The sequence below is a fragment of the Leptothrix discophora genome, from assembly GCF_030705305.1.
In the GTDB taxonomy this organism is placed as follows: Bacteria; Pseudomonadota; Gammaproteobacteria; order Burkholderiales; family Burkholderiaceae_C; genus Sphaerotilus; species Sphaerotilus discophorus.
Genome location: NZ_JAUZEE010000007.1, coordinates 211,859 through 235,757, shown reverse-complemented (window position 1 = coordinate 235,757; position 23,899 = coordinate 211,859). Strand labels below are relative to the sequence as shown.

Genomic DNA, 23,899 nt, shown 5'->3' with positions numbered 1-23,899 from the left:
CTCAAGCGGGTTCGGGCGGGGGTTCGGGCGCGGGTTCGGATGGATTCTGGCGCGGCAGCCAGGCCGTGAACACGCTGCCTTCGCCGGGCGTGCTGCGCGCCTCCAGGCCGCCGTCGTGCAGCGACAGGATCTCGCGCACGATGCTCACGCCCAGGCCGGTGCCGGGGATGTTGCCGGAGGCGTCGGCGCGGTAGAAGCGTTCGCCCAGGCGGGCCAGCTGCTCGGGCGACATGCCGATGCCGTGGTCGCGCACCTCGATGCCGACGCGGCCGGCGGCGTGCCGCAGCCGCAGCGCCACCGCCGTGCCCGGCGGCGAGAACTTGTAGGCGTTGGTCAGCAGGTTGGTGATGACGCGGGTCAGCTTGTGCGGGTCGGCCAGCACCGGGGCGGGCAGGCCTTCGGGCACATCGTCAGCAGCGGGTTCAGCGGGCGCAGCGGACAGCAGCTGTGGCGCGTCGCGGCCCTCGGGCAAGGTGAACTCGGCCAGCACGCGCGACAGCAGCTCGCGCAGGTCCAGCGGCTGGCGCTGCAGGTCCAGTTCCTGGCGCGACTCGAGCCGGCTCAGGTCCAGCAGGTCGTCGACGATGCCGATCATCAGCTGCGACTTGCGGTGCACGATGCCCAGCATGTCGAGCCGGCGGGCGTCGTCGTAGCGGCGGTGCAGCAGCAGCTCGACGAAGCCGTGGATGCTCGCCATCGGCGTGCGCAGCTCGTGCGCGGCCAGCGTCAGGAACTCGCTCTTGAGGCGGTCGATCTCGTGCTCGCGGCTGACGTCGCGCAGGCAGAGCACGCGGCGGATGCCCTGCGGGTCGTTGTCCTCGTCGCCGGCCTCGGCCGCCACCTCGGCCTCGCGCAGCTCGGCGGTCAGCACGCGGTGGCCGGGGCCGGCCAGCGGCAGCGCCAGCGGCGTCTCGCGTTCGCGCAGCCGGGCCGGCTCGGGCAGCAGGTGGCCGGACTGGAACAGCGCGTTCAGCCGGGCGCGCACCTCGGGCTCCAGGCGGCCCAGCACCTCGGCCGGGTCCAGCCCGGTGATGCGCGCGAAGGCCGGGCTGACGTCGGTGACGCGGTCCTGGCCGTCGAAGGACACGAAGGCATCGGGGCTGAGGCTCAGGATCGTGTGCAGCCGCGCGTTGGTCGCGTGTTCCTGGGCGGCCAGCTGCGAGACCGAGCGGGTCACGGCCTGCATGTCGTCGCGCGAGGCCGGGTCGATCCCGACGGACGCGCTCCCGCCGGTCAGCGTGTGCAGCACCTCGCGCAGCCGCTGCAGCGACTCGCGGCGCTGGCGCAGTTCGTCGCGCGTGATGGCTTCGGCCAGGCTGGCGCGCAGCACGACCCGGCGCGACAGCGCCACGCCGGCCAGCGTCAGCAGCAGCGCGGCCGTCGCCATCAGGCCCAGCAGCACGGCCTGGATGGTGCGGTTGGCGCGGCCCAGGCGGTCGGAGAACTCGCGCTGCAGCGGGGTCAGCACGTCGTTGATGCGGTAGACCGCCTGCATGGTCGCGTCGTCGTGGCCGGCGGCGCCGCAGACCGTCGCGGCACGCGCCTGCATGTGCTCGGCCGCCGCGGTCAGCGCCATCAGGTGGACCTCGGCATCGGCCCAGATCTGCACCACCTCGCGCAGCAGCGGCAGCTGCCGGAAGTGCAGGAACAGGAAGATCATCCCGTCGACCTCGTCGGGATGGTTGCCACCTTGCAGGAAGCCCGCACGCGCGGCGGCCAGGTCCGGCTCCGGCAGCAGCATGGCCAGCCGGGCCTGGCGGTCGCCCAGCGGCACGGCAATCGCCCGCCGGTAGCGCTCAAGATCGGCCGGGTCGCAGCTCTCGTGGTAGCGGGCCAGGAACTGCACCGCGTCCTTCTGTCCCTTGGACCAGAGGCTCTCGCCCTCGGTGTAGGCGCGCCCGGCAGCCATGAGCCGGAAGCTGAAGACCACCATCGCCAGCAGCAGCGGCACGGCCAGCAGGAAGGGCCAGATCACGCGCAGCAGACGCCAGTGGTTGCGGCGTCGCAGGTCGGCGAGGACAGCGGGATCGAGCTGTGAAGCGGCGGTGGTGAACGGCAAGGGCGGAACGGCGCGGGCCGGGCTGGGGAGGTGTGCTCAAGGGTGATCGGCACGACGGCGTCGACCTTGAGCGGCCCCGGCGCAGCCGCCTGCGCCCGCGTGATGGAGGTCAAGCCGCGGCGATCCTAAACTGAGCCTGTTGCCGCCTGTTCCCCAAGGAGCCCGACATGAACCGACCCCACCGCATCGCCGTCATCCCGGGTGACGGCATCGGCCAGGAGGTGATGCCCGAAGGGCTGCGCGTGCTCGAGGCCGCCGCGCGCCGCCATGGCATCGCGCTGGCGCTGACGCCGATCGCATGGGCCAGCTGCGACTGGTACCTGCAGACCGGCCAGATGATGCCGGACGACTGGAAGGCGCAACTCTCGGGCATGGACGCGCTGCTGTTCGGCGCGGTCGGCTGGCCGGCGACGGTGCCGGACCATGTCTCGCTGTGGGGCTCGCTGCTGAAGTTCCGGCGCGAGTTCGACCAGTACGTCAACCTGCGCCCGGTCCGGCTGTTCGAGGGCGTGCCCTGCCCGCTGGCCGGACGCCGGCCCGGCGACATCGACTTCCTGGTCGTGCGCGAGAACACCGAGGGCGAGTACACCAACCTCGGCGGCGTGATGTTCGCGGGCACCGAGCGCGAGCTGGTGATCCAGGAATCGGTCTTCAGCCGCCACGGCACCGACCGGGTCCTCCAGCACGCCTTCGCGCTGGCGATGCAGCGTCCGCGCCGCCACCTGACGGTCGCCACCAAGAGCAACGGCATCGCCATCAGCATGCCGTGGTGGGACACGCGGGCGCGCGAGATGCACGCGCGCTACCCGGAGGTCTCGGTCGACTTCCAGCACATCGACATCCTCTCGGCCCGCTTCGTGCTGCAGCCCGACCGCTTCGACGTGGTGGTGGCCAGCAACCTGTTCGGCGACATCCTCTCGGACCTCGGCCCGGCCTGCACCGGCACGATCGGCCTGGCGCCGTCGGCCAACCTCAACCCGGACCGCACCTGGCCCAGCCTGTTCGAGCCGGTGCACGGTTCGGCGCCGGACATCTTCGGCCGGAACATCGCCAACCCGGTGGCGATGATCTGGTCGGCCGCGCTCATGCTGGATTTCCTGGGCCACCGAGCCGCCCACGACGACATCGTGCGGGCGATCGAACAGGTGCTGGCGACGGGCCCGCGCACGCCTGACCTGGGCGGCAGCGCCTCGACCACCGAGATGGGCCGGGCGATCGCCGAGCGGCTGGCGGCCGCACCATGAAGAAAGCGGGCCGCAGCCCGCTTTCCAGATGAATCAAGGAAGACCGAAGCCTTACTTCTTCTCTTCCATCTTCTTGCATTCAGCGCGCGCGTCGTCCTTCTTGCAATCCTTCGGCGCGCCGCCGTGGGAACCGGCAAACGCGGTGACAGATGCAGTGGCCATCAGCGCGGCGATCAACAGCGACAGGTACTTTTTCATCTGTGGGGGAGTCCTCATGACGTGGGTTGAAGGGTCGTGACGCTTGTCAACACGAAGAACGTTCTTCATGCCGCGTGGCTAATATAGCGACGCATGAAAACCCAAGCTAAATCCTTGTTTCTGACGGGTTTTCTGGCGCTGCTGCCGGCAGCCCTGACCTCCCTGGTGCAGGCGGCGCCGCGCACGCCGAGCGACGACACGGAGGTGCTCGAACGCCTGCCGATCCAGGCCGGTGCGCGCGGTCGCGGCGAGCTGGCCGCGTTGCGGCAGGCGGCCCGGCGCGAACCGGCCAGCATCGATGCCGCGCTCCAGCTGGCCGACTTCCTGTTCGCGCAGGCCCTCGCGCAGGGCGATCCGCGCCCGGTCGGCCAGGCCGAGGCCGAGTTGCGCCGGGTCGCCGGACCGGCGGCCGAGGCGTCGGCCGCATGGCTGAGCCTGCGCGGCCAGCTGCGCCAGTACCGGCATGACTTCGACGGCGCGCTGGCCGACCTGGCCGCCGCCCTCCAGCGCGATCCGGCGCTGGCCGAGGCGCATGCCTGGCGCGGCGCGATCTTCCTGGTCCAGGCCGACCTGGGCGCGGCACGGGCCGAGTGCGACGCGCTCGGCCGCCTGAAGCGCGACATCCTGCAGGCGGCCTGCCTGGGCCTGGCGCAGGCCTACGGCGGCCAGCTCGCGCAGGCCGAACGCACGCTGGCGAAGGCCGAGGCCGAGGCCGCGCTGCCCGAGACACGGCTGTGGTTCCTGGCCCGCCGCGCCGAGGTCGCCGGCTGGCGCGGCCGGCCAGCCGAGGCCGAGCGTCACTACCGCGCCGCGCAGCAGCTGGGCCTGGACGACGCCTACCTGCTGGCCGCCCATGCCGACTTCCTGCTCGACCAGGGCCGGCCGGCCGAGGTGCTGCGCCTGCTGGCCGGCTGGGACAACGCCGACCCGCTGCTGCTGCGCATCGCCGAGGCCGAGGCCGCCTTGAAGCTGCCCGGCCTGCAGGCCCGCCTGGACACCTTGGCCGAGCGCTTCGCCGCCGCCGGCCTGCGCGGCGACACGACCCACCGCGCCGAGGAGGCGCGCTACTGGCGCGGCCTGCGCGGCGATGCGGCCCGGGCGCTGGCGCTGGCCCGCGCCAACTACGGCGTGCAGCGTGAACCGCGGGATGCGCGTGTGCTGCTCGAATGCGCGCTGGCCGCAAGCGACCCGGCCGCCGCCGAGCCGGCCATCGCCTGGCTGCGGCGCAGCGGCTTCGAGGACGTCCACCTGCGGGAGCTGGCCCGGCGGCTCGGCGCGACCGACCTGAAGCCGGCGGTGCGCTCGTGAGGGCGCGCGTCGGATGGGGCCGGCTGCTCTGGCTGGCGTGGACGCTGGCGCTGCTGGCCGGGGCGGGCGCCGCGTCCGCCCACAAGGCCAGCGACGCCTACCTGAGCCTGGACGTCACGGGCGCACAGGTGCGCGGCCAGCTCGACGTGGCGCTGCGCGACATCGACGTTGCCATCGGCCTGGACGGCGGCGAGGCCGGCGGCGACGGTCAGATCACCTGGGGCGAGCTGCGCCAGCGCCGCGACGCGCTGGCCGGCTGGGCGCTGCGCAACCTCAGCCTCACGCGCGGGACGACCTCGGCCGAGCCCTGCCGCCTGGCGGTCGGCGCGCTGCAGGTCGACCAGCACACCGACGGCACCTATGCGGTGCTGCCGTTGACCGGCAGCTGCCCGCAGGCCAGCGGTCCGCTGCGCGTGGGCTACCGGCTGCTGTTCGAGCAGGACGCGATGCACCGCGGCCTGGTCCGCCTGACGCTGGATGGCACGACCCAGGCGCTGGTGTTCTCGCCCGAGCGGCCGGAGCAGCGCATCGACGCGGCGCAGGCGTCGCGCTGGACCACGCTGGGTCAGTACATCGTCGAAGGCATGTGGCACATCTGGCTGGGCTACGACCACGCGCTGTTCCTGGTTGCGCTGCTGCTGCCGGCCGTGCTGGTGCGCGAGGGCAAGGCCTGGCGCGGCGTGGCCGGCCTGGGCGGGGCGAGCGGCGGCGTGCTGGCGGTGATCACGGCCTTCACGGCCGCGCATGCGCTGTCGCTGAGCCTGGCGACCTTCGGCTGGATCTCGCTGCCGTCGCGGCTGGTCGAGTCGGCCATCGCGCTGACCGTCGTGCTCGCGGCCGCCAACAACCTGTACCCGATCGTGCGCGAGCGGCGCTGGCTGGCGGCCTTCGGCTTCGGCCTGATCCACGGCTTCGGCTTCGCCAGCGTGCTGGCCGGACTGGGCCTGTCGCGCGAGGCACTGGCGCTGGCGCTGGTGGGCTTCAACATCGGCGTCGAGCTGGGCCAGATCGCCCTCGTCGCGCTGTTCCTGCCGCTGGCCTTCCGGATCCGCGACACGACCTTCTACCGCCGCGGCGTGCTGGTCGGTGGCTCGCTGCTGACGCTCGCGCTGGCGCTGGTCTGGCTGGTCGAGCGGGTCTTCGACCTGCGCCTGATCACGCCCTGAGCCGGGCTTGCGCCGGATCAAGCGCAAGGCCGATCGGAGCCTGTCAATTGCCATATCAGCAAGCGATGATGTTTGCTTCCGGCACGGCACCGGACCGCGCCGCAAACCCACCCCGAGGACCGACATGAGCGACTCCGTCGACTACCGCGAGCTGACCGCCTCGATCAGCGCCAGCATGGCCCGACTGCGGGCCGACATCCCCGACACGATGCGCGGCTTCGCCGCGCTGGCACAGGCCGCCGGTCGGCCCGCTGCCCTGGACAAGAAGAACAAGGAGCTGATCGCGATGGCGCTGTCGGTGGCCGCGCGCTGCGATCCGTGCATCGGCTTCCATGCCGAGGCGCTGGTCAAGCTGGGCACCCGTCGTGCCGAATTCGAGGAGATGCTCGGCATGTGCGTCTACATGGGCGGGGGTCCGTCGCTGATGTACGCCGCCAAGGCCCTGCAGGCCTACGAGCAGTTCGGCGGCGAGCGCGAGGTGTCGCCGGCCGGGCCGCCCGCCGCTTGATCCTCGTCAGGATGTGCCCGGATCGGCCCGCCAAACGTGAGGGGTTGCCGGCCGATCGGCATGCGTGGACGGACACGCGACTTCCCCGCTCGCGCACAAGCGGGCAACATCGTCGCCGGATTCACCCAGTCGGCCACCACAGGCGGCCGGTCCGTACCCGAGATGAGTTCCCGTCCTCGCGCTTTCCTGCAGGCCCTGTCACCCATGCGCAGCGTGCGTGCGCGCTACTCGCTGGTGATGGCCCTGAGCGGGATCGTTTTCGGCTCGCTGGTCACCTTCAGCATGGAGTGGCGCTGGGAACGGGCGGCCCGGGCGGCGGTCCGGGACACGCTGCACGTGACGGCCCACCGCATCGCGTCGACGCTGGTCGATGACCTCGAGAACCGGCATCACGAGGTCTCGCTGCTGGCCGACCTGATCAGCCTGTCGCGCCTGAAGGACCCGGACGCCATCCGCGTGCCCTTCGACCGCCTGAAGCGCCGCCAGCCCGACTACGCCTGGCTCGGCCTGACCGATGCACAGGGCATCGTGCGCGCGGCCAGCGGCAAGATGCTGGAAGGCCGCGACGTCCGTGAGCGGCCCTGGTTCATCGGCGGCATGCAGGGCTCCTTCATCGGCGACCCGCACCAGGCCAAGCTGCTCGCGCCGCTGCTGCCGATGGGCCCGGACGGCGAGCCGCCGCGCTTCGTCGACGTCGCCGTGCCGGTCTTCGACGCCAGCGGCGCGGTCAGCGGCGTGCTGGGCGCCCACCTCTACTGGGACTGGGCGCAGACCATCGTCACGTCCGCACTCGAAGACGTCGACAAGACCGGTCCGATCGAGATCCTGATCTCCAACCCGGCGGGCGAACTGCTGATGCGCCCGGCCAGCATCAAGGTCGACACGCTGGCCCAGCTGGCGGCCGATCCGGCCAGCGCCAGCGACTACCTCACCGTCAAGGCACCAGTCCCTTTCCGCAACACCGACGTCGGCCTGAGCTGGATCGTGATCGTGCGCGAGCCGGTGCGTCACGCCGAGGCGCCGATCCGCGAGGGCCGCAGCCTGCTGCTGCTGGTCTGCGCGTTCGCGGCGCTGGGCTTCGGGGCAATCACCTGGGTCCTCTCCGGCCGCGTGGTGCGGCCCATCGTCGCGCTGGCCGACGCGGCCCGGCTGCACCAGTCCCGGGAAACCGCGCCGACGCCGGCGACGGTCGCGGACCGGCCGGGTGGCCACGACGAGACCGCCGTGCTCGGCAAGGTCATGCACCAGCTGGCCTTCCAGGACGTGCTGACCGGCCTGGCCAACCGGCGCCAGCTGGGCGAGCGGCTGGGCCAGGCGCTGGCGCGGGACTCCGAACGCGGGGCGGTGCTGCTGATCGACCTGGACGACTTCAGCGACTTCAACGACACCCGCGGCCACGAGGTCGGCGACCAGCTGCTGATCGCCGTCGCGCGCCGGCTGGGCGAGAACCTGCGGCCCGGCGACACGCTCGCGCGCATGGGCAGCGACGAGTTCGTGCTGCTGATGCGCGACCTGGGCCGCGACGAGGCCATCGCGCGCGAGCGCGCCGAGGCCAAGGCCCGCGAGCTGCTCGCGCTGATCCGCCGCCCGGTCGACCTCGAGGGCGAACGCGGCCACGTCAAGGCGTCGGTCGGCGTGCGCCTGTTTGGCGACCAGCCGCTGGGCGTGGCCGACGTGCTGCAGCATGCCGAGGTCGCGATGTTCGAGGCCAAGCGCTCCGAACACGGTCCGGTCTGCGTGTTCGACCGGTCGATGCAGATCGCGCTGGACGAGCGCGTGCAGCTCGAGAGCCAGCTGCGCGGGGCGATCCCCGACCAGCTGCATGCGGTGCTGCAACGCCAGGTCGATGTCGAGGGCCGGGTCATCGGCGCGGAGTTGCTGGTGCGCTGGCGTCATCCGGTGATGGGGCTGGTCTCGCCGGCACGCTTCATCCCGCTGGCCGAGGAGAACGGCCTGATCCTGCCGATCGGCCAGTGGGTGCTCGAGACCGCCTGCCGGCTGATCCAGCGCTGGACCGAGCGCCCGCAGACGCGGGAGCTGGTGCTGTCGATCAACGTCAGCGCGCGCGAGTTCATCCAGCTCGGCTACGTCGGCCAGGTCGAGCAGGCGTTGAGCGCGCACCGGGCCGATCCGCGCCGCCTCAAGCTGGAGCTGACCGAGAGCGCGATGGCACACGACGTCGAACGGGTGGTCGAGCACATGCACCGCCTGAAGGCCCTGGGCGTGCGTTTCGCGCTGGACGACTTCGGCACCGGCTTCTCGTCGCTGGCCTACCTGCAGCGCATGCCGCTGGACCAGCTCAAGATCGACCAGTCCTTCGTGCGCGAGACACCGGACAACGCCAACGACGCGGCCATCGTGCGCACCGTCATCACGCTCGGTCGCGGCATGGGCCTGGACGTGATCGCCGAAGGCGTCGAGACCGCCGCCCAGCGCGATCTCCTGATCGCCAGCGGCTGCGAGCACTTCCAGGGCTACCTCTTCGGCCGCCCCGAGGCGATCGAGGACTTCGAGGCCGGGCTGGGGTGAGCCGCGGGGCGGCCTCGCCGACGCGCCTCAGCGCGAGCGCAGGAAGGGTCGGTCGGTGCTGCGCGCCGTGGCCGGCCGCTCGCGGCGCGGGCCGGCACCACGGGCGGGCCCCTTGTGGCGTGGCGGCGCGGTGTGGCCGCGCTTCTGTTCGCGCAGCATGAAGAGGTAGAGGCTCTCGACCTTCTCGCGCGCCCACGGCGTCTTGCGCAGGAACTTCAGGCTCGACGCGATGCTGGGCTCGCTGGTGAAGCAGCGCAGCGTGATGCGCTGGCCCAGGCCGGGCCAGCCGTAGTGCGCCACCAGGTCGGTCAGGATGCGTTCGAGCGTCAGGCCATGCAGCGGGTTGCGGGCCTGGCGCTCGGCGGCCTGGGCAGGGGTTTCGGCGGCCGGATCGGCCGGGTCGGGTGCGGCTTGCGGCGCGGCATCGGCCGGCTGGTCCGGGTCGGGCATCGTGGCGTTCATGGCGCGGATCATCGCCCGAGTCGGGCGCGCCGGTCGAAGCGCGTCACGCGATGGGCGCGATGTGCGCGACGGGCCTGGGCCGCAGCGGCGTGCGGCCTTGCCAGTTCGGGCGCGGCGCAAGCCGGATTCGCCGCCTGCCATCGATCGTCCTTGATCGACCGCAAATCCGGGCCGGGTTGCGGCCACGGACAGCCCTGTGCCTGCCTTTAGGCTGGCGGGCAGGGAGCCGAAAACCATGAGACACCGCCTCGATGCGCCGGCTGGCCTGCAGGGCCGGCCGAGCCGCTGCCGTTCCACGCCCACGCCCAAGCCAGCGCCCGCGCCATGCCCCTGTCTCCCCGCCCGCCGTGGCCGGTCCTTCCCTACCTGGTCGCCACAGGACTGGTCTATGCCGCCTGGCTGCTGCGCTGGCTGATCGATTCCGGAGATGTGCCGCAGGCCTACCTGACCTTCTACCCGGCGGCGATCGTCACCTTCCTGCTCTTCGGTCGCGGGCCGGGCCTTTGGGCGGTCGGGCTGAGTGCCTTGCTGGGCTACTACTACTTCGGCTCGCCGCGGTCGATCTGGGAGCCCAGCGTCGGCCGGGTCGGCGCCACCCTGCTGTTCGTGCTGATGACGCTGGGCATCGGCACCCTGATCGAGAACCTGCGCCGCGCCAACGGCGAGCTGGCCGGCGCCCGCGACGAGCTGCGGCGGGTGCTGCACGACCAGTCCGACGTGATCCTGAGGCTCGATGCCGAGCAGCGCGTGCGTTACATCAACGACGCGGCCTGCGCGCTGCTGGGTCTCCGGCGCGAGGCCGTGCTGGGCCAGGTGTGGCAGTCGCCCTTGCGGGCCGGTGACCGGCAGGCGGTCGATGTCGAGCTGGCGCGGCTCTCGCCCGAGAACCCGGAGGTCAGCATCGAGGTCCCGTTGCTGGCCGCCGATGGCCGTCGGCGCTGGCTGCAGTTCCGCGTCCATGCCGAGTTCGACGCGCAAGGCCGGGTGACCAGCCGCCAGGCGGTCGGCCGCGACATCACCGAGCCGCACGCGCTGCGCCAGCAGCTGCAGCGGCTCAACCGCGAGCAGGAGGCCATGCTCGACAACGAGCTGATCGGCATCGTCAAGCTGCGCGACCGGCGGGTGGTCTGGAAGAACCGGGCCTTCGAGGCCATGTTCGGATTCGAGCCCGGCGAGCTGGTCGGCCAGTCGACCCGCCGGCTCTACCCGGACGACGACGCCTTCGACGAGATCGGCCGCACCGGCTATGTCGCGCTGCGCGAGGGCCGCACCTGGCGCCAGCAGGTGCGGATGTGCCGGCGCGACGGCACGCTGGTCTGGGTCGACCTCAGCGGCATGGCGCTGCCCGGCCATGGCGAGGACGGCGTCGGCAGCGAGGGCCTGTCGCTGTGGATGTTCATCGACGTGACGCCGATGAAGCAGCACCAGGCCCAGGTCGAGCACATCGCCTTCCACGACAGCCTGACCGGCCTGCCCAACCGCCTGCTGCTGGCCGACCGGCTGCTGATGGCGATCCATCGCGCCGACCGCGACGAGCGCCTGGTGGCCGTCTGCTACCTCGACCTGGACGGCTTCAAGGCCGTCAACGACCAGCATGGGCACGAGGCCGGCGACACCGTGCTGCGCGTCATCGCCGACCGGCTCCAGCAGACGGTGCGGGCCGGCGACACGGTGGCACGGATCGGCGGCGACGAGTTCGTCATGGTGCTGCCCGACCTGATCGACCTGAGCGAATGCCAGCCGGTGATCGAGCGCACGCTCAGCGTCGTGCGCGAACCGGTCCTGCTGCCCGGCGGCGTGCGGGTGCAGGTCGGCACCAGCATCGGGCTGGCGCTGCATCCGATGCACGCCAGCAGCGTCGCGGCGCTGCTGCGGCATGCCGACGTCGGGCTGATCCGCGCCAAGGCCGAGGGTCGCAACTGCATGCGGCTGGCGCCTTTGCCCGCCTGATCCCGCTTGATCCAGCCTGATCCGGCCTGAGCCCGTCAGGCCGGCGGTGTCGGCGGCGATGGCGGCTGGGACGAGGTCTTCGCCGCCAGGCTGGCCGCGCCCTCGGGCAGCTGGATGCGGCCGGTGCGGTAGTCGTAGTCGTAGGCCGTGCCGTGGCGGCCCCATTCGATGGCCACGCGCAGCACCCGTTCGGCTTCCTCGGCATCGAGGCTGTCGCGCAGCAGGTGCAGGAACGGGCCCTGCGGCAGCTCGCGGCCGGGCTCCTGGTGCAGGCTGTGGTGGATGTGGGCGGCCAGCGGGACCTGGCTCAGCAGCTGGCGGCCGAACAGGCTCTGGCGCTCGGCATGCTCGGCCTCGACGTAGCGCTTGCCCAGCGGCGTCAACGACAGGTCGCCGCGTTCGAGCTGGGCCAGGCCCAGCAGCGCCAGCGCCTCGGTCAGCGGCAGCAGGTCCTCGTCGGTCAGCTCGGTGTCCTCGCCCAGCCGGGGCAGGCCGGCGCGGCCGTGGAAGGGCGCCGCATGCAGGCGTTCGAGCAGGCCTTCCATGCGGCCGATGTCGGCCTGCGGCAGGCGGTGGTCCAGCCGCAGCGGTTCGGCTTCCTCGCCGACCGGGGCCAGCGCAGCCGCAGCGGTCGCAGCGGTCGCATCGGTCGCATCGGTCGCAGCGGTCGCAGCGGGAAAGACGGCCGGCACCGGCCGCACCCGGCCAGCGGTCATGACGCCGTAGATCTCGTCGACCAGCGCGCGCACGTCGGCGCCGTCGGGGTCGCGCGGACGCGGCAGGCCCACGCTCATCTGGTAGCGCACGCGGCCCGGGTCGCTGGCGAGGATCAGCACCCGGTCGGCCATCATCACGGCCTCCTCGATGCTGTGCGAGACGATCAGCATCGAGCGGGTCGGCATCTGCCGCGCGGTCCACAGGTCGAGGATCTCGTCGCGCAGGCGCTCGCCGGTCAGCACGTCCAGGGCCGAGAAGGCCTCGTCCATCAGCAGCACGTCGGGCTCGACCACCAGCGCCCGCGCGATGCCCACGCGCTGGCGCATGCCACCGGACAGCTCGCGCGGCAGCGCGCCCTCGAAGCCCTGCAGGCCGATCAGCCCGATCGCCTGGGCCGCGCGGCGCGCGCGTTCGGCGCCCGCCATGCCGCGCGCCTCCAGGCCCAGCTCGACGTTCTGCTGCACCGTCAGCCACGGGAACAGCGCGAAGGACTGGAACACCATGCCGATGCCGCGCGCCGTACCGTGCAGCGGCTGCTGGCGGTAGAGCACCTCGCCGCGGTCGGCCGGAATCAGGCCCGCAATGATGCGCAGCAGCGTCGACTTGCCCGAGCCGGACTGGCCCAGCAGCGCGACGATCTCGTTCTCGCGCAGCGTGAAGTCGACATCGGCCAGGACGGTGCGCGGCGCGCCGTCGGCGGCCTGGAAGGCCTTGCCGACGCGGCGCAGTTCGACGATGGGCGGATTCATGGCGCTCACTCAGAAATGCATGCGGTCTTCGGCCAGGCGCCACAGGCGGCGCCAGACGAAGTGGTTCAGCGCCATGACGTAGACGCACATCACGCCGATGCCCAGCGCGATGCGCGGGAAGTCGCCGATGGCGGTCATCTGCGCGATGTAGGCGCCCAGCCCCTGCGCCTGCAGGGTGGTGTCGCCCCAGCTGACCGACTCGGCCACGATGCTGGCGTTCCACGACCCGCCGCTGGCGGTGATCGCGCCGGTCACGAAGCTCGGGAAGACCGCCGGCAGCAGGTAGCGGCGCCACTTCAGCAGGCCGCGCAGGCCGAGGTTGGCGGCCGCGTCGCGCAGCTCGGTCGGGATGGTCGAGGCGCCGGCAATCACGTTGAACAGCAGATACCACTGCGTGCCCAGGATCATCAGCGGCGACAGCCACAGGTCCGGGTCGAGCCGGTACGTCAGGATCAGCAGCACCGCGACCGGGAACATCAGGTTGGCCGGGAAGGCCGCCAGGAACTGCGCCAGCGCCTGCACCCGGCCGGCGATGCGCGGGTTCAGGCCGATCCAGATGCCGATGGGCACCCAGACCAGCGCGGCCAGCGCGATCAGCACCGTCACCCGCAGCAGCGTGATGGCGCCCAGCGCGAAGACGTGGCCGGCCTCGCGCCAGCCGACCTCGGTGTGGATGAAGGCCACCAGCTGCCACAGCGCGATCAGCGCGGCCGCACCGATCAGGGCGTCGGCCAGGCGTTGCCAGGGCAGCCACGGCAGCCACAGCAGGCGAGGCCGGGCCCGCATCGAGGTGCCGTCGTGACGCCGCCGCAGCAGCGCGATCGAGCGGTCCAGCGGCCGCACCAGCGCCTCGCCGAGCGCGCGCAGGCGCCGGGTGCGCCGCCAGCCGTCGAGCAGCCAGGAGCGCGGCGCGTCGGCCGAGCCGGTCTCCTCGAAGCGGAACTTGTCGGCCCAGGCCAGCAGCGGGCGGAAGAACAGCTGGTCGTAGAGCAGCACGCCCACGCCCATCGCGGCAACCGCCCAGCCGATCGCGTGCAGGTCGCGGGCCTCGATGGCTGCGGCGATCCAGGAGCCGATGCCCGGCAGCTTGATGCTCTGGTTGGACACCGAGATCGCCTCCGAGGCGACCACGAAGAACCAGCCGCCGGACATCGACATCATCATGTTCCACAGCAGCGCCGGCGTCGCGCAGGGCAGGTCCAGGCGCCAGAAGCGCTGCCAGGCGGAGAGCTGGAAGACCTCGGCCGCCTCGACCAGCTCGGCCGGCACGGTCTTGAGCGACTGGTAGAGGCTGAAGGCCATGTTCCAGGCCTGCGACGTGAAGATCGCGAACACGGCGGCGCACTCGACCCCGAACAGGTTGCCCGGGAACAGCGCGATGAAGCCGGTGACCGTGATCGACAGGAAGCCCAGGATCGGAATGGACTGCAGGATGTCCAGCAGCGGCACGAGCACCTTCTCGGCCGTGCGCGAGCGGGTGGCGGCGACCGCGAAGACGATCGCGAACAGCAGCGAGGCGGCCAGCGCCAGGAACATGCGCAGCGTCGTGCGCAGCAGGTCGTAGGGCAGCTCGCGCAGGTCCAGCGAGATCGGCATCGCCTGCCCGACCTGGTAGGGCACGGCCATCTGGCGTGCGCCGTAGGCCAGCGCCACCAGCAGGCCCAGCACGATGGGCAGCAGGGCCCAGTCCCAGCGGTTGCCGCCGGCCTCGACGACGGTGCGGGTGAAGAAGGTCTGGGGGCGGCTCATGGGCGGCTCATGGGCAATTCATGGGCGGCACATTCCCGCCGGGCTCAAGCACCGAGCCCGTCGCCGGCCGGGACCGCGCGGCCGGCCTGGGCGGCCATCACGCGTGGCAGGTTGACCTCGATCCAGTCGGACAGCTGGCGCACCTTCTCGGCCGCCTCCTGGCCCAGCGGGGTCAGGCTGTAGTCGACGTGCGGCGGCACCACGTCGTAGGCGATGCGCTCGACCAGGCCGTCGCTCTCCAGCCATTGCAGCGTCTGCGCAAGCATCTTCTCGCTGACCCCGCCGATGCTGCGGCGCAGCTCGCTGAAGCGGTGCGTGCCGGTCTCCAGCACCATCAGCACCAGCACGCCCCAGCGGCTGGTGACGTGCTTGAGCACCTCGCGCGACGGGCAGGCCTCGGCCAGCAGGTTGCCGCGATGGGCGGCCAGCAGGGCGCTGGACGGGTTGCCGTCGTCGTCGGCCTGGGCGCTGCGGCGCGGGCGGGACGGGCCGGTGGTCATGGCAGGGGTCTTGCCGGTCTTGCTGGTCTTGCTGGCCTTGCCGGTCTTGTCAAAGCTGGTCATCCTTACCTCGGCGTACGTACTTACGAAAAGTTTGTGGCTAACTTAAAGTGTGTGCTTCTTCAACACACCCCGCAAGTGCAGGAAGCCACGACATGACCATCGCCATCACCGGAGCCACCGGCCAGCTCGGCCGCCTCGTCGTCGAACAACTCAAGGCCAAGGTGCCGGCCGGCGACATCGTCGCGCTGGTGCGCACGCCGGCCAAGGCTACCGACCTGGGCGTGCCCGCCCGCGAGGCCGACTACAGCCGCCCCGAGACCCTGCCCGCCGCGCTGGCCGGCGTCGACACGCTGCTGCTGATCTCGTCCAGCGAGGTCGGCCAGCGCAGCGCCCAGCACCGTGCGGTGATCGACGCGGCGAAGGCGGCGGGCGTGAAGCACATCGTCTACACCAGCCTGCTGCGGGCCGACACGTCGACGCTGAGCCTGGCCGCCGAGCACGTCGAGACCGAGGCCATGCTGCGTGCCTCCGGCATCGCCCACACGCTGCTGCGCAACAGCTGGTACATCGAGAACCACACCGTCTCGGCCAAGGGCGCGGTTGCCGCCGGTGCCTTCATCGGCAGCGCCGGCGACGGCCGCATCGCCGGCGCGACCCGGGCCGACTACGCCGCCGCCGCCGTCGCGGTGCTGACCACCGCCGGCCACGAGGGCAAGACCTACGAACTGGCCGGCGACGTCGCCTACACGCTGTCGGACCTGGCGGCCGAGATCTCGCGCCAGAGCGGCAAGGCCATCCCCTACAAGGACCTGCCGCCGGCCGACCACGCCGCCGCGCTGGCCAGCTTTGGCCTGCCGGGCTGGCTGGCTGCCGCGCTGGCCGAGTGGGACTTCGAGATCACCAAGGGCGTGCTGTTCGACGACAGCCATGCGCTGTCGCGCCTGATCGGCCGCCCGACCACGCCGCTGTCGGCCGCGGTGGCCCAGGCGCTGGCCTGATCAGGACGGCTCGGGGCCGTAGCGGTTCGGCCCCGGCTCGCCCGGACGCACCAGCCAGACCAGGACCACGATCCAGCCGATCAGCGGGATCAGGCCGACCAGCTGCGCCCAGCCGCCGCGCCCGGTGTCGTGCAGGCGGCGCGTCGCCACCGCGATGTAGGGCAGCAGCGTCGCCACCGCGAAGGCCAGCGACAGCCGGTCGCTCAGGATGCCCAGCACGATCGAGGCAATCAGGTTGAACAGCGCCCAGTTCCAGAACTCGGAGCGGCTGGCGCGGCCCTTGAAGTCGACGTATTTCGTGAAGCAGGTGCGGACGGCGTCGGTGAAGCCCATCGGGGTCTTTCGTCAGTGGATCGATCGGGGGCGTGGCCGCCGCGCGACGTGGGCCCGCATTCAGCGCGAGCTGAGCGCCAGGCGGCCGGCCAGCGCGACAAACACGCCGGCCGCGACGCGGTTCATCACCACCTGCGCACGCGGCGAGCCCCGCAGCCAGTGGCCGATGTGGCCGGCCGCCCAGGCGATGGCACCGAACACGGTCAGCGCGGCCAGCATGAAGACGGCACCCAGCACCAGCACCTGGCCGGCCAGCGGGCCGCGTGCCGGATCGGCGAACTGCGGCAGGAAGGCCAGGAAGAAGATCGCCACCTTCGGGTTGGTCACGTTCATGACGATGCCGCGCAGATACAGCGCGCGTGGGCCCAGCGGCGCGCGTTCCCCGTCGGGCAGCGCGCTGGCGCCGGCCCGCCAGGCGCCCCAGGCCAGGTAGAGCAGGTAGGCCGCGCCGGCCCACTTCAGCAGGTCGAAGGCGAGCGCCGAGGTCTGGAACACCGCCGCCACGCCCAGCGCGACCGCGGCGGTGTGCACGATCAGCCCGGTGCACAGGCCCAGCGTCACCAGCCAGCCCGCCAGCCGGCCGTGCAGCGCCGACTGCGTCAGCACGAACAGGTTGTCCGGACCGGGTGCCAGGGCCAGCGCGGCCGAGGCGGCGAAGAAGACGAGCAAGGTGTCGAGGCTGGGCATGGCGGTCCCTCGATTCAGGTCAGCGGATGTGCCGCGAGCCAGGCCGATTCCTCGTCGTTCCACAGCCGGGTGCGGGTGCGGAAATAGACGCCCTCCTCGTTCTCCAGCGACATCGTGCCCAGGCTGCCCTGGCCGACGTCCAGCGTCAGCTGCGTGCCCTGCATGTAGTCGGCCTGCGTGCGTCCGGCCCAGAAGGGCACGCCATGCACGGTCGCGAACAGCACGTCGTCCGCCGCGATCGGCATCTCACCCGGCGCAAACAGCATGGGCGTGCTGCCGTCGCAGCAACCGTGGCTCTGATAGAAGTAGATCGCCCCATGCCGCTCCCGCAGCAACTCGATCAGCGCCTGGGCGGCGGGGGTGGTGATGACACGTTGGACGGCGGGCATGCGGGGGCTCCGGACGGATGGGCGCGCGGAGTATAGGAAGGGGGTCGAGGAGCGGTTCACAGCGAGCCTGACGCTGTCCGATCCGCCATCCCCGGATCCATGGCATCGCCCCGACGCGATTCAGGTCCGCCGAGCAACTTGACGCCTAGCCGAGCGCGCCCACCGCGCCATGCCGACGCACGATGTCATGCACCTGCGCCGGCTCGAACGCCACATCCCAGCACCACGTGCCAAAGCCGCCCTTCGCGTTGACGGCATCGACCCAGTGCTTCAGCGCATCGCGCTTGGCGACGTTCTGCGGCGAGTCCTCGCCCTTGATCTCCAGCACCAGCGTCTTGCCGTTGGCCAGGCGCACGATGAAGTCGGGCAGGAAGCGACGACGAGATCCGCCCCACAGGTAGATGATCTGGAAGCCGAGGTGATCGTTCTTGGCGTAGGCCGTGATGAGCTCGCTGCTCTCGAAGATGTTGGCCGCGTAGATCTCCCACGAGCTGTCGCCCACCACATGGCTGATCTGCGACTTCTTCGTCGGCTGGTTGGCCTTGGTCGTGTACCAGGTGCGCATGGCTCGGGTCGAGCCGATCGGCTGCTCGGGGTCGAACACCGGCTCGATGCTCGCGACGTTCTGCTGCTCGACGTGCTTGATCAGGTGCTGCACGACAAGATCGGCGTTCAGCGCGATCAGGATGCGGCGGCGCAGGCCGTCGCGGTGGTAAAGGCTGGGGATGTCCAGCTTGCCGGTCTCCGGGCTGATGAACTGCTCGACCAGGCGGATCAGCTGGAAGACCAGGTACGCGCGGTTGCCCTTGAATCGCCCGCTCATCTGGTCGAAGGCCTTGCGAGCGGCCTGGAAGATGATGCGCTGCGCGCGGAAGTCTTCCGGCAGCTTCTCCAGGTCGATGCTCGTCGTCTTGCCGAGGTCGGTCGCGCCGCCGACGGCCGGTGCCAGCTCGGCACTGATCGGCGTGGCGGCGGGGTCCAGGCGCAAGGTGGACACGGCGCTCCAGTCCACCGCCAGCACGGGCTTGACCACCGCATCGACCCGCAGCAGGTTGGGCCAGCGCACTTCCAGCTCGTTGCGTGAGGGCAGCGACTCGATCTGCGTGCTGGGCTTGGGCGGCGGCGGCGTCTCGCCGCCTTCGCCGGCATCCACGAACACCGACAGCGGCACGCCGAAGACGTTGACGTACTCGGGCGTGAACAGGCCGTTCTCGTCGCGGTCGTAGCCGACGCGGCGCAGGCCGCGGCCGATCACCTGCTCGCACAGCAGCTGGCTGGTGAAGGCGCGCAGACCCATGATGTGGGTGACGTTCTTGGCGTCCCAGCCCTCGGACAGCATCGCCACCGAGATGACGCTCTGCAGGGCCTGGCCGGCCTGACCCTGCTTGCCCACGCTGTCCACGATGGCGCGCAGCAGGTCTTCCTTGTCCAGCGACAGCAGGCGCTCTTCGCGGTCCTTCGGCAAGCCGGCCGCGCGGACGATGTCGCGCAGGCGGTTGAGGTACTCCGGGCTGCTGGCTGCCTTCTCACCGATCTCGGCCTTCTCCAGCACCCTGGAATCGACCCGCAAGGTGCGCTCCGGCGCCCGCAGCTCGGTCCAGTGCGCATCGCCGTGGTTGAGGTAGTGCTCGATGCGCGCGGCCGTCTCGACGCGGTTGCAGACGGTCAGCATCACCGGGGGCGAGGCATGTCCTGCCGCGCGCCAGTCCAGCAACGCAGCGCGCCAATCGGCGCCCAGCAGCGTGTAGGCGTCCTGCACGAGCTTGGGCAAGGCCTCATGAGGTTCGGCGCCCCGGCGGTTCAGGTCTTCCTGCACCTCGGGCTCGCGGTACAGGTGGTAGAGCTTGGACCGGTAGGTCTGCGCGTTCGGCAGCGCGTCGTCGCGCACCACCACCCGTGGCGTCTTGACCAGGCCGGCCTCGATCGCGTCGTTCAGGCCGAAGTCGCTGACCACCCAGGTGAACAGGCCTTCCTCGGTGTTGGTCCTGCCGGTCGGCGCGAACGGGGTGGCCGACAGGTCGAAACAGCGCTGGATGCGGCGAGTCTTGTGGATGCGGTCCAGTCCCTCGATCCAGCGCGTCGCCTCGTCCAGGTCGATGCCGAGGCGCTCGGCCTCGGCCTTGCCGATCTTCACGTCGGCGGGCTTGCGGTAGGCGTGGTGGGCCTCGTCGTTGATGACCACGATGTCCTTGAACGAGGCCAGCTTGCCCAGCACGCGCCGGGTGAACACCTCGTCGGGCTCCTTGCCCTTCTTCACCACCGATCGGTCGGGCTCCTTCAGCGGCATCAGCGTGTGCCAGTTCTCCACCAGGATCTCGGCCTGGTTGAGCTTGCTGCGCAGCGCATCCGACGGGCAGGTGACGAACTCGTCGTAGGCATTGCCCGGCTCGCCGGGGTAGAGCACCTTGAGCCGGCCCTTGACCGTCAGTCCGGGCGCCACGACGAACACGGCGCGCGAGAAGTCCTTGTGGCGCTTCGGGTAGGTGACCGCGTTGAGCACCTGCCAGGTGATGAGCATCGCCATCACGGCGGTCTTGCCCGAGCCGGTGGCCATCTTGTTGCAGACCCGCTCGAACGGTCCGCCGTCGCCCTGCAGGAAGACGCCCTGCCGGTAGGACGCGGCAGCCTCCACCCACCAGATCTGCGTCTCCACCGCCTCCAGCTGGCAGAAATAGAAGGCATGGGTGCGCACGCCGGCCGCCTGGTCGTGCCAGTGCGCCAGAAGCTGGCGCGTCACCGCCGTCACGCCGGAGTAGTCGTCGGCACGCCAGGCGTCGACGCGGCTGCGGATCTCGTTGACCTGATCCAACACCTCCACGCGCCGCGTGTTGTTGCGGACGTCGTAGATCTCGTAGCTGGCCGGCCGGCGGCCGTCGATGAGCGCCAACGTGCCGTCGTTCTGCTGCTGCCAATGGCGCTGCGGGACGAGGAAGGGCGAGTTGATGATGACGTTGCCGGGGCGCCTCATGCCGCACCCTTCACCAGCGGCAGGATCTTCAACGACTCGATGCCCCGGTCATCGACGATCTTGACCGCCGCCTTGCCGTGCTTGCCGGCCTCGAAGGGCAGCGAGACGGTGCCGTGGAACTGGTCGAGCAGCGACTCGTCCAGCTCGGCGCGGATGGTCTTCTTCAGCTTCTTCCAGCCCTCGTCCTTGCCGGCCATGGGGAAGAACACCTGGTGCGGGAACAGGCTGCGACCGTCGTAGTCGGTGTCCAGGCTCCACATGGCGATCTTGCCCTTGCCGCCGGAGATCAGCTCGCCCTGGACGGTGTCGAAGTAGTCGAAGCCGTTCACCTCCACCCGCCACAGGCCGTCGGCCGTCTGGGTCAGGGCCACGTCGGGCTGGCCCATCAGCCAGAAGCTCTGGTTGCTGGAGCGCGCCTTCTTCAGGTCCTCGGTCAGCAGGTCGGTGTTCATCTGCGCCTTCAGCGCGGTGATGCCCTTGAGCGCGTCGATGTCCTTGGCCGCTTCCGGATCGAAGGTGAAGGCGCAGAACACGATCATCTTCGGGCGAGGAAAGAGTTCACCCGCCTCGTTCAACGCATGCTCGACCTGGCGCTGCTCCAGCGCGCCATGCTCGGGACCGAAGCTCACCACCACCCGCTCGCCGGTTTCGGCCAGCGTGCCGGTGGCGTGCAGGCAGGTGGTGCCGGCCATCACCTCCAGTTCGGAGAACTCGAGCTTCTGGCCGCCCTTGCCGCGGATGCCGGTCTTCAGCAGCTCATCGCGCCACTGCTGCTGGCGGTGGCTCTCGCCACTGCGGGCGATGCTGTTCTGCCACGCCTGGTCCTCGGTGGGCGTGGTTCCGTCCGAGGCCTGGCCGCCCTCGGCGGCCTCCAGGCCCAGCACCGTCGGGAAGGGCACGGCCTCGACCGTGAACGGGCCGGTGATGCGCAGCTTGGTGCGGCTCTTCTCGGGCTGGTCGTACAGCGTCTCGTTGTCGGCATTGGCGGCGATGGAGCGGTCCATCTCGGCCTGCATGCGCTGGCGGGCGGCATGGAAGGCCTCGAAGGGCTCGCGCAGCTCGGCCGGCCAGCCCAGCGGCAGCGCCCCGTCGTCGCCAGGGAAAGGCACCTCCCACTCATGCAGCGCGACGCCGGCCTTGCCCAGCTTCAGCTTCTGACCCTTGCGCACGCCTTCGGTGACCAGCATCAGTTCCAGCGGCGGATGCTTGTCCAAGGCCAGATTCAGCCGGCTCAGGGCCTCTTCGATGCCCGGATGCAGCCGCTCGTAGATGGCGTCGATGTCGGCGTTGTTGGCGATCGACTTCAGGGTGACGTGCTGCACCGTCTTGTAGATGAACCCGCCTTTCAGTCCCTCATGCGGGTAGGCCAGTTCGTAGTAGTCGAAGCTGGCGGTCATCAGGCGCTGCTTGGCGAGCGTGACGGCGACGCGGGAGGTATCGCAGGTGATCCAACGGCGGCCCCACTTTTCGGCAACAACAGCCGTGGTGCCGGACCCGCATGTCGGATCGAGGACAATATCACCAGGATCAGTGCACATCAAAATGCAGCGCTGCAAGACGGCCAGCGCAGTTTGCACTACGTATACCTTGTCAGAAGTTCCGGCGACGTCGGACCATACATTCGAGATCTCGTAGGCGGGAAAGTCTTCGAGCATCCGCTTGTATTGAAGAGTCTTCTTCCCGCCGCTGATACGGCCGGACATAATCAAGCGAGAAAAGCCCACTTCGCCAGTCTTCCAGTACCCTCCGCTAGGGCCCCAAGGCTTTCCTTGAAACTGCACATCAAACGAGCCCGGAGGCCGGTTAGAAACGAGCGGCGACCAGCGGTAGGCACGGCCGTCACGATCGGATAGGTTGTATCGCTCTCCTGAGCCATGGCCCTGACCGGAAACTTTATCAAGGTAGATCTGTCGGTACTTCAAACTCGACTTATCTTTAGCGAACCAAACAAGGTAGTCAGCGATATTTGAAAGCAGCTCTGAGGTTTGTCCTCCCGTCTTTTGTACAACAACGACGCTGACAAAATTGTCAGGACCGAACACTTCGTCCATGATCTCGCGCACATGGTGGAGGTTTTCATCGGAAATCTGGACGAATAGGCTACCCGACTCTGCCAACAGTTCTCGCGCCGCAAGAAGTCGATCACGCAGGTAACTTAGATAGGAATGAATACCCAGCTCCCAAGTATCCCGAAACGCCTTGATCATTTCGGGTTCTTGGGTCAGATCCGCGTCGCTCTTGTCCTTGACGTCGCGCTTGCCCACGAAGGGCTGGAAATTGCTGCCGTACTTGATGCCATAAGGCGGGTCGATATAGACCATCTGCACCTGCCCTGCCATGCCCTCCTTGACCAGCAGGCTGTTCATCACCTGTAGGCTGTCGCCGCTGACCAGGCGGTTGGCCCAGCCCTTGTCGTGGCGATAGAAGTCCACCGCGTCGCGCAGCGGCAGGGCCTCGAAGGGGGCCTCGAACAGGCTGGCCTGGCGCATCCGGGCCTGGTCCTGATCCCGGGCCGGCTTCGCGTTCTTCTCGCCGGGGCCGCCCTGGCGGACCGCCGACAGGATGCTCATCGGGTCGATGCGCTCGTGCACGTGCAGGCTGACGGTGTCGACCTCGAAGCGGGTGCGCTCGGCCTTGCCCGCCCACTGCAGGTAGGGCGCGCCACGGCGCTGGATCTCTTCGAGCGCGGCCTTCATCACGGCCGGGTCGCCGGATGCCAGCGCATCGGCCACCTGGTTCTCCAGCTCGGCGCGGCTGGAATCGAAGTTCAGCACCGGGTCCAGGTGCGGGTTGTAGGCCCAGGCCTGCTTGGGCTGCTGCGGGTCGCTGGCTTCGCTGACGAGGCCGACCTCGGGATTGTTCTTGCGGCGGTCGGTATGGCGGTAGCTCAGCACCTGGGCATCGCCCTCGTCGGCGACTCGGGGCCTCGGAGCGGTCGAACGCGCCTTGCGCGACGCGGCCAGCGTCGGCTCGGCGGCCTCTTCATCGTCCGGCTGGACGGACTGGAGATCGAAGGCCGCCGCATCGGGCGCCGCAGCCGCCGCCCGGCCTGTGGAACCACCCCGCCCGCGGCCCTTCACCACCTTCCCGCGTGCGACGAGGTCCTCGCGCAGGGCGGTGAAGTCGGCTTCGGTGACGTCCTCGCCGGCGGCCGCCGCGGCCGTGATCCAGCGTGTCTGGAGCTGGCCGTTGCCGAGGTTGCTGCCGTCGACCGGCAGGAGATCCAGAAGAATGCCTTCGAGCTTGTCCAGACGCGCCTGACCCATGTTTCGTCCCTGATATCGATCGCTTGAAACTCGAAGATTAACAGTCGACCGCAGGCAAGATATCCAAGCGAGACCGTCGACAGGCGGGACACGCCCCAGTCGTTCACGCCACCGCG

The 23,899-nt window shown here is 70.3% G+C and carries 17 protein-coding genes and 1 pseudogene; 7 read left to right on the top strand and 11 right to left on the bottom strand.

Annotation, left to right across the window (positions count from 1 at the left end):
• Position 1 precedes the first annotated feature (1 nt).
• Complete coding sequence (locus Q8X39_RS14590) at positions 2 to 2,059, bottom strand: sensor histidine kinase (RefSeq protein ID WP_305750408.1); 2,058 nt, start codon at positions 2,057 to 2,059, stop codon at positions 2 to 4.
• 167 nt (positions 2,060 to 2,226) lie between these two features.
• On the opposite strand from Q8X39_RS14590, the gene Q8X39_RS14585 reads away from it, so the two are divergent.
• Positions 2,227 to 3,303, top strand: coding sequence for a tartrate dehydrogenase (locus Q8X39_RS14585; RefSeq protein ID WP_305750407.1), 1,077 nt, complete (start codon positions 2,227 to 2,229; stop codon positions 3,301 to 3,303).
• Positions 3,304 to 3,354: 51 nt separating this feature from the next.
• On the opposite strand, the gene Q8X39_RS14580 is transcribed toward Q8X39_RS14585, so the two are convergent.
• The gene (locus tag Q8X39_RS14580; RefSeq protein WP_305750406.1) at positions 3,355 to 3,501 is read right to left on the bottom strand and encodes a hypothetical protein; all 147 of its coding nucleotides are present in this window, start codon (positions 3,499 to 3,501) and stop codon (positions 3,355 to 3,357) included.
• Between the two features lie 93 nt (positions 3,502 to 3,594).
• On the opposite strand from Q8X39_RS14580, the gene Q8X39_RS14575 reads away from it, so the two are divergent.
• The 4 genes from Q8X39_RS14575 to Q8X39_RS14560 all read left to right on the top strand — a co-directional run bounded on the left by Q8X39_RS14575 (position 3,595) and on the right by Q8X39_RS14560 (position 9,012).
• Positions 3,595 to 4,809: a hypothetical protein gene (locus Q8X39_RS14575; protein WP_305750405.1), complete on the top strand. Its 1,215-nt coding sequence runs from the start codon at positions 3,595 to 3,597 to the stop codon at positions 4,807 to 4,809.
• Positions 4,806 to 5,975 carry a HupE/UreJ family protein gene (locus tag Q8X39_RS14570; protein WP_305750404.1) on the top strand — a complete coding sequence of 390 codons (1,170 nt, stop codon included), beginning with the start codon at positions 4,806 to 4,808 and terminating at the stop codon, positions 5,973 to 5,975. Before Q8X39_RS14575 ends, Q8X39_RS14570 begins: the two co-directional genes overlap by 4 nt.
• Before the next feature lie 124 nt (positions 5,976 to 6,099).
• Positions 6,100 to 6,483, top strand: a complete 384-nt coding sequence (locus Q8X39_RS14565) for a carboxymuconolactone decarboxylase family protein (RefSeq protein WP_305750403.1) — start codon at positions 6,100 to 6,102, stop codon at positions 6,481 to 6,483.
• A 162-nt stretch (positions 6,484 to 6,645) separates the two neighbouring features.
• Positions 6,646 to 9,012 carry a putative bifunctional diguanylate cyclase/phosphodiesterase gene (locus tag Q8X39_RS14560; RefSeq protein ID WP_305750402.1) on the top strand — a complete coding sequence of 789 codons (2,367 nt, stop codon included), beginning with the start codon at positions 6,646 to 6,648 and terminating at the stop codon, positions 9,010 to 9,012.
• A 138-nt stretch (positions 9,013 to 9,150) separates the two neighbouring features.
• Here Q8X39_RS14560 and Q8X39_RS14555 read toward each other — a convergent pair.
• Positions 9,151 to 9,462 (bottom strand): annotated as a pseudogene (locus Q8X39_RS14555) (VF530 family protein); the annotation flags it as partial.
• 336 nt (positions 9,463 to 9,798) lie between these two features.
• On the opposite strand from Q8X39_RS14555, the gene Q8X39_RS14550 reads away from it, so the two are divergent.
• Positions 9,799 to 11,424, top strand: a complete 1,626-nt coding sequence (locus Q8X39_RS14550; RefSeq protein ID WP_305750401.1) for a diguanylate cyclase domain-containing protein — start codon at positions 9,799 to 9,801, stop codon at positions 11,422 to 11,424.
• Positions 11,425 to 11,459: 35 nt separating this feature from the next.
• On the opposite strand, the gene Q8X39_RS14545 is transcribed toward Q8X39_RS14550, so the two are convergent.
• From Q8X39_RS14545 to Q8X39_RS14535, 3 genes are read right to left on the bottom strand one after another with little or no spacing between them, the layout of a single operon-like run.
• Positions 11,460 to 12,890 carry an ABC transporter ATP-binding protein gene (locus Q8X39_RS14545; RefSeq protein ID WP_305750400.1) on the bottom strand — a complete coding sequence of 477 codons (1,431 nt, stop codon included), beginning with the start codon at positions 12,888 to 12,890 and terminating at the stop codon, positions 11,460 to 11,462.
• Between the two features lie 9 nt (positions 12,891 to 12,899).
• Positions 12,900 to 14,639, bottom strand: a complete 1,740-nt coding sequence (locus Q8X39_RS14540) for an ABC transporter permease (protein ID WP_305750399.1) — start codon at positions 14,637 to 14,639, stop codon at positions 12,900 to 12,902.
• A gap of 44 nt (positions 14,640 to 14,683) precedes the next feature.
• On the bottom strand, positions 14,684 to 15,202 hold the full coding sequence (locus tag Q8X39_RS14535; RefSeq protein ID WP_369538110.1) for a winged helix-turn-helix transcriptional regulator: 519 nt from the start codon (positions 15,200 to 15,202) through the stop codon (positions 14,684 to 14,686).
• Between the two features lie 92 nt (positions 15,203 to 15,294).
• On the opposite strand from Q8X39_RS14535, the gene Q8X39_RS14530 reads away from it, so the two are divergent.
• Complete coding sequence (locus tag Q8X39_RS14530) at positions 15,295 to 16,140, top strand: SDR family oxidoreductase (protein WP_305750398.1); 846 nt, start codon at positions 15,295 to 15,297, stop codon at positions 16,138 to 16,140.
• Here the strand turns inward: Q8X39_RS14530 and Q8X39_RS14525 are convergent, their stop codons facing one another.
• From Q8X39_RS14525 to Q8X39_RS14505, 5 genes are all read right to left on the bottom strand, one after another.
• Positions 16,141 to 16,473 carry a DUF805 domain-containing protein gene (locus Q8X39_RS14525; protein ID WP_305750397.1) on the bottom strand — a complete coding sequence of 111 codons (333 nt, stop codon included), beginning with the start codon at positions 16,471 to 16,473 and terminating at the stop codon, positions 16,141 to 16,143.
• Between the two features lie 60 nt (positions 16,474 to 16,533).
• A complete protein-coding gene (locus Q8X39_RS14520) occupies positions 16,534 to 17,160 on the bottom strand; it encodes a LysE family translocator (protein ID WP_305750396.1) in 627 nt (208 codons plus the stop codon).
• 14 nt (positions 17,161 to 17,174) lie between these two features.
• Complete coding sequence (locus Q8X39_RS14515; protein WP_305750395.1) at positions 17,175 to 17,549, bottom strand: DUF779 domain-containing protein; 375 nt, start codon at positions 17,547 to 17,549, stop codon at positions 17,175 to 17,177.
• Between the two features lie 145 nt (positions 17,550 to 17,694).
• On the bottom strand, positions 17,695 to 20,517 hold the full coding sequence (locus Q8X39_RS14510) for a BPTD_3080 family restriction endonuclease (protein WP_305750394.1): 2,823 nt from the start codon (positions 20,515 to 20,517) through the stop codon (positions 17,695 to 17,697).
• A complete protein-coding gene (locus Q8X39_RS14505) occupies positions 20,514 to 23,783 on the bottom strand; it encodes a site-specific DNA-methyltransferase (protein WP_305750393.1) in 3,270 nt (1,089 codons plus the stop codon). Before Q8X39_RS14505 ends, Q8X39_RS14510 begins: the two co-directional genes overlap by 4 nt.
• Positions 23,784 to 23,899 lie beyond the last annotated feature (116 nt).

Coding starts and splice junctions, on each gene's coding strand:
- Q8X39_RS14565 (WP_305750403.1), top strand. CDS start 6,100: ATGAGCGACTCCGTCGACTACCGCGAGCTGACCGCCTCGATCAGCGCC.
- Q8X39_RS14515 (WP_305750395.1), bottom strand. CDS start 17,549: ATGCCCGCCGTCCAACGTGTCATCACCACCCCCGCCGCCCAGGCGCTG.
- Q8X39_RS14580 (WP_305750406.1), bottom strand. CDS start 3,501: ATGAAAAAGTACCTGTCGCTGTTGATCGCCGCGCTGATGGCCACTGCA.
- Q8X39_RS14505 (WP_305750393.1), bottom strand. CDS start 23,783: ATGGGTCAGGCGCGTCTGGACAAGCTCGAAGGCATTCTTCTGGATCTC.
- Q8X39_RS14560 (WP_305750402.1), top strand. CDS start 6,646: ATGAGTTCCCGTCCTCGCGCTTTCCTGCAGGCCCTGTCACCCATGCGC.
- Q8X39_RS14520 (WP_305750396.1), bottom strand. CDS start 17,160: ATGCCCAGCCTCGACACCTTGCTCGTCTTCTTCGCCGCCTCGGCCGCG.
- Q8X39_RS14575 (WP_305750405.1), top strand. CDS start 3,595: ATGAAAACCCAAGCTAAATCCTTGTTTCTGACGGGTTTTCTGGCGCTG.
- Q8X39_RS14510 (WP_305750394.1), bottom strand. CDS start 20,517: ATGAGGCGCCCCGGCAACGTCATCATCAACTCGCCCTTCCTCGTCCCG.
- Q8X39_RS14545 (WP_305750400.1), bottom strand. CDS start 12,890: ATGAATCCGCCCATCGTCGAACTGCGCCGCGTCGGCAAGGCCTTCCAG.
- Q8X39_RS14550 (WP_305750401.1), top strand. CDS start 9,799: ATGCCCCTGTCTCCCCGCCCGCCGTGGCCGGTCCTTCCCTACCTGGTC.
- Q8X39_RS14585 (WP_305750407.1), top strand. CDS start 2,227: ATGAACCGACCCCACCGCATCGCCGTCATCCCGGGTGACGGCATCGGC.
- Q8X39_RS14525 (WP_305750397.1), bottom strand. CDS start 16,473: ATGGGCTTCACCGACGCCGTCCGCACCTGCTTCACGAAATACGTCGAC.
- Q8X39_RS14530 (WP_305750398.1), top strand. CDS start 15,295: ATGACCATCGCCATCACCGGAGCCACCGGCCAGCTCGGCCGCCTCGTC.
- Q8X39_RS14535 (WP_369538110.1), bottom strand. CDS start 15,202: ATGACCAGCTTTGACAAGACCGGCAAGGCCAGCAAGACCAGCAAGACC.
- Q8X39_RS14540 (WP_305750399.1), bottom strand. CDS start 14,639: ATGAGCCGCCCCCAGACCTTCTTCACCCGCACCGTCGTCGAGGCCGGC.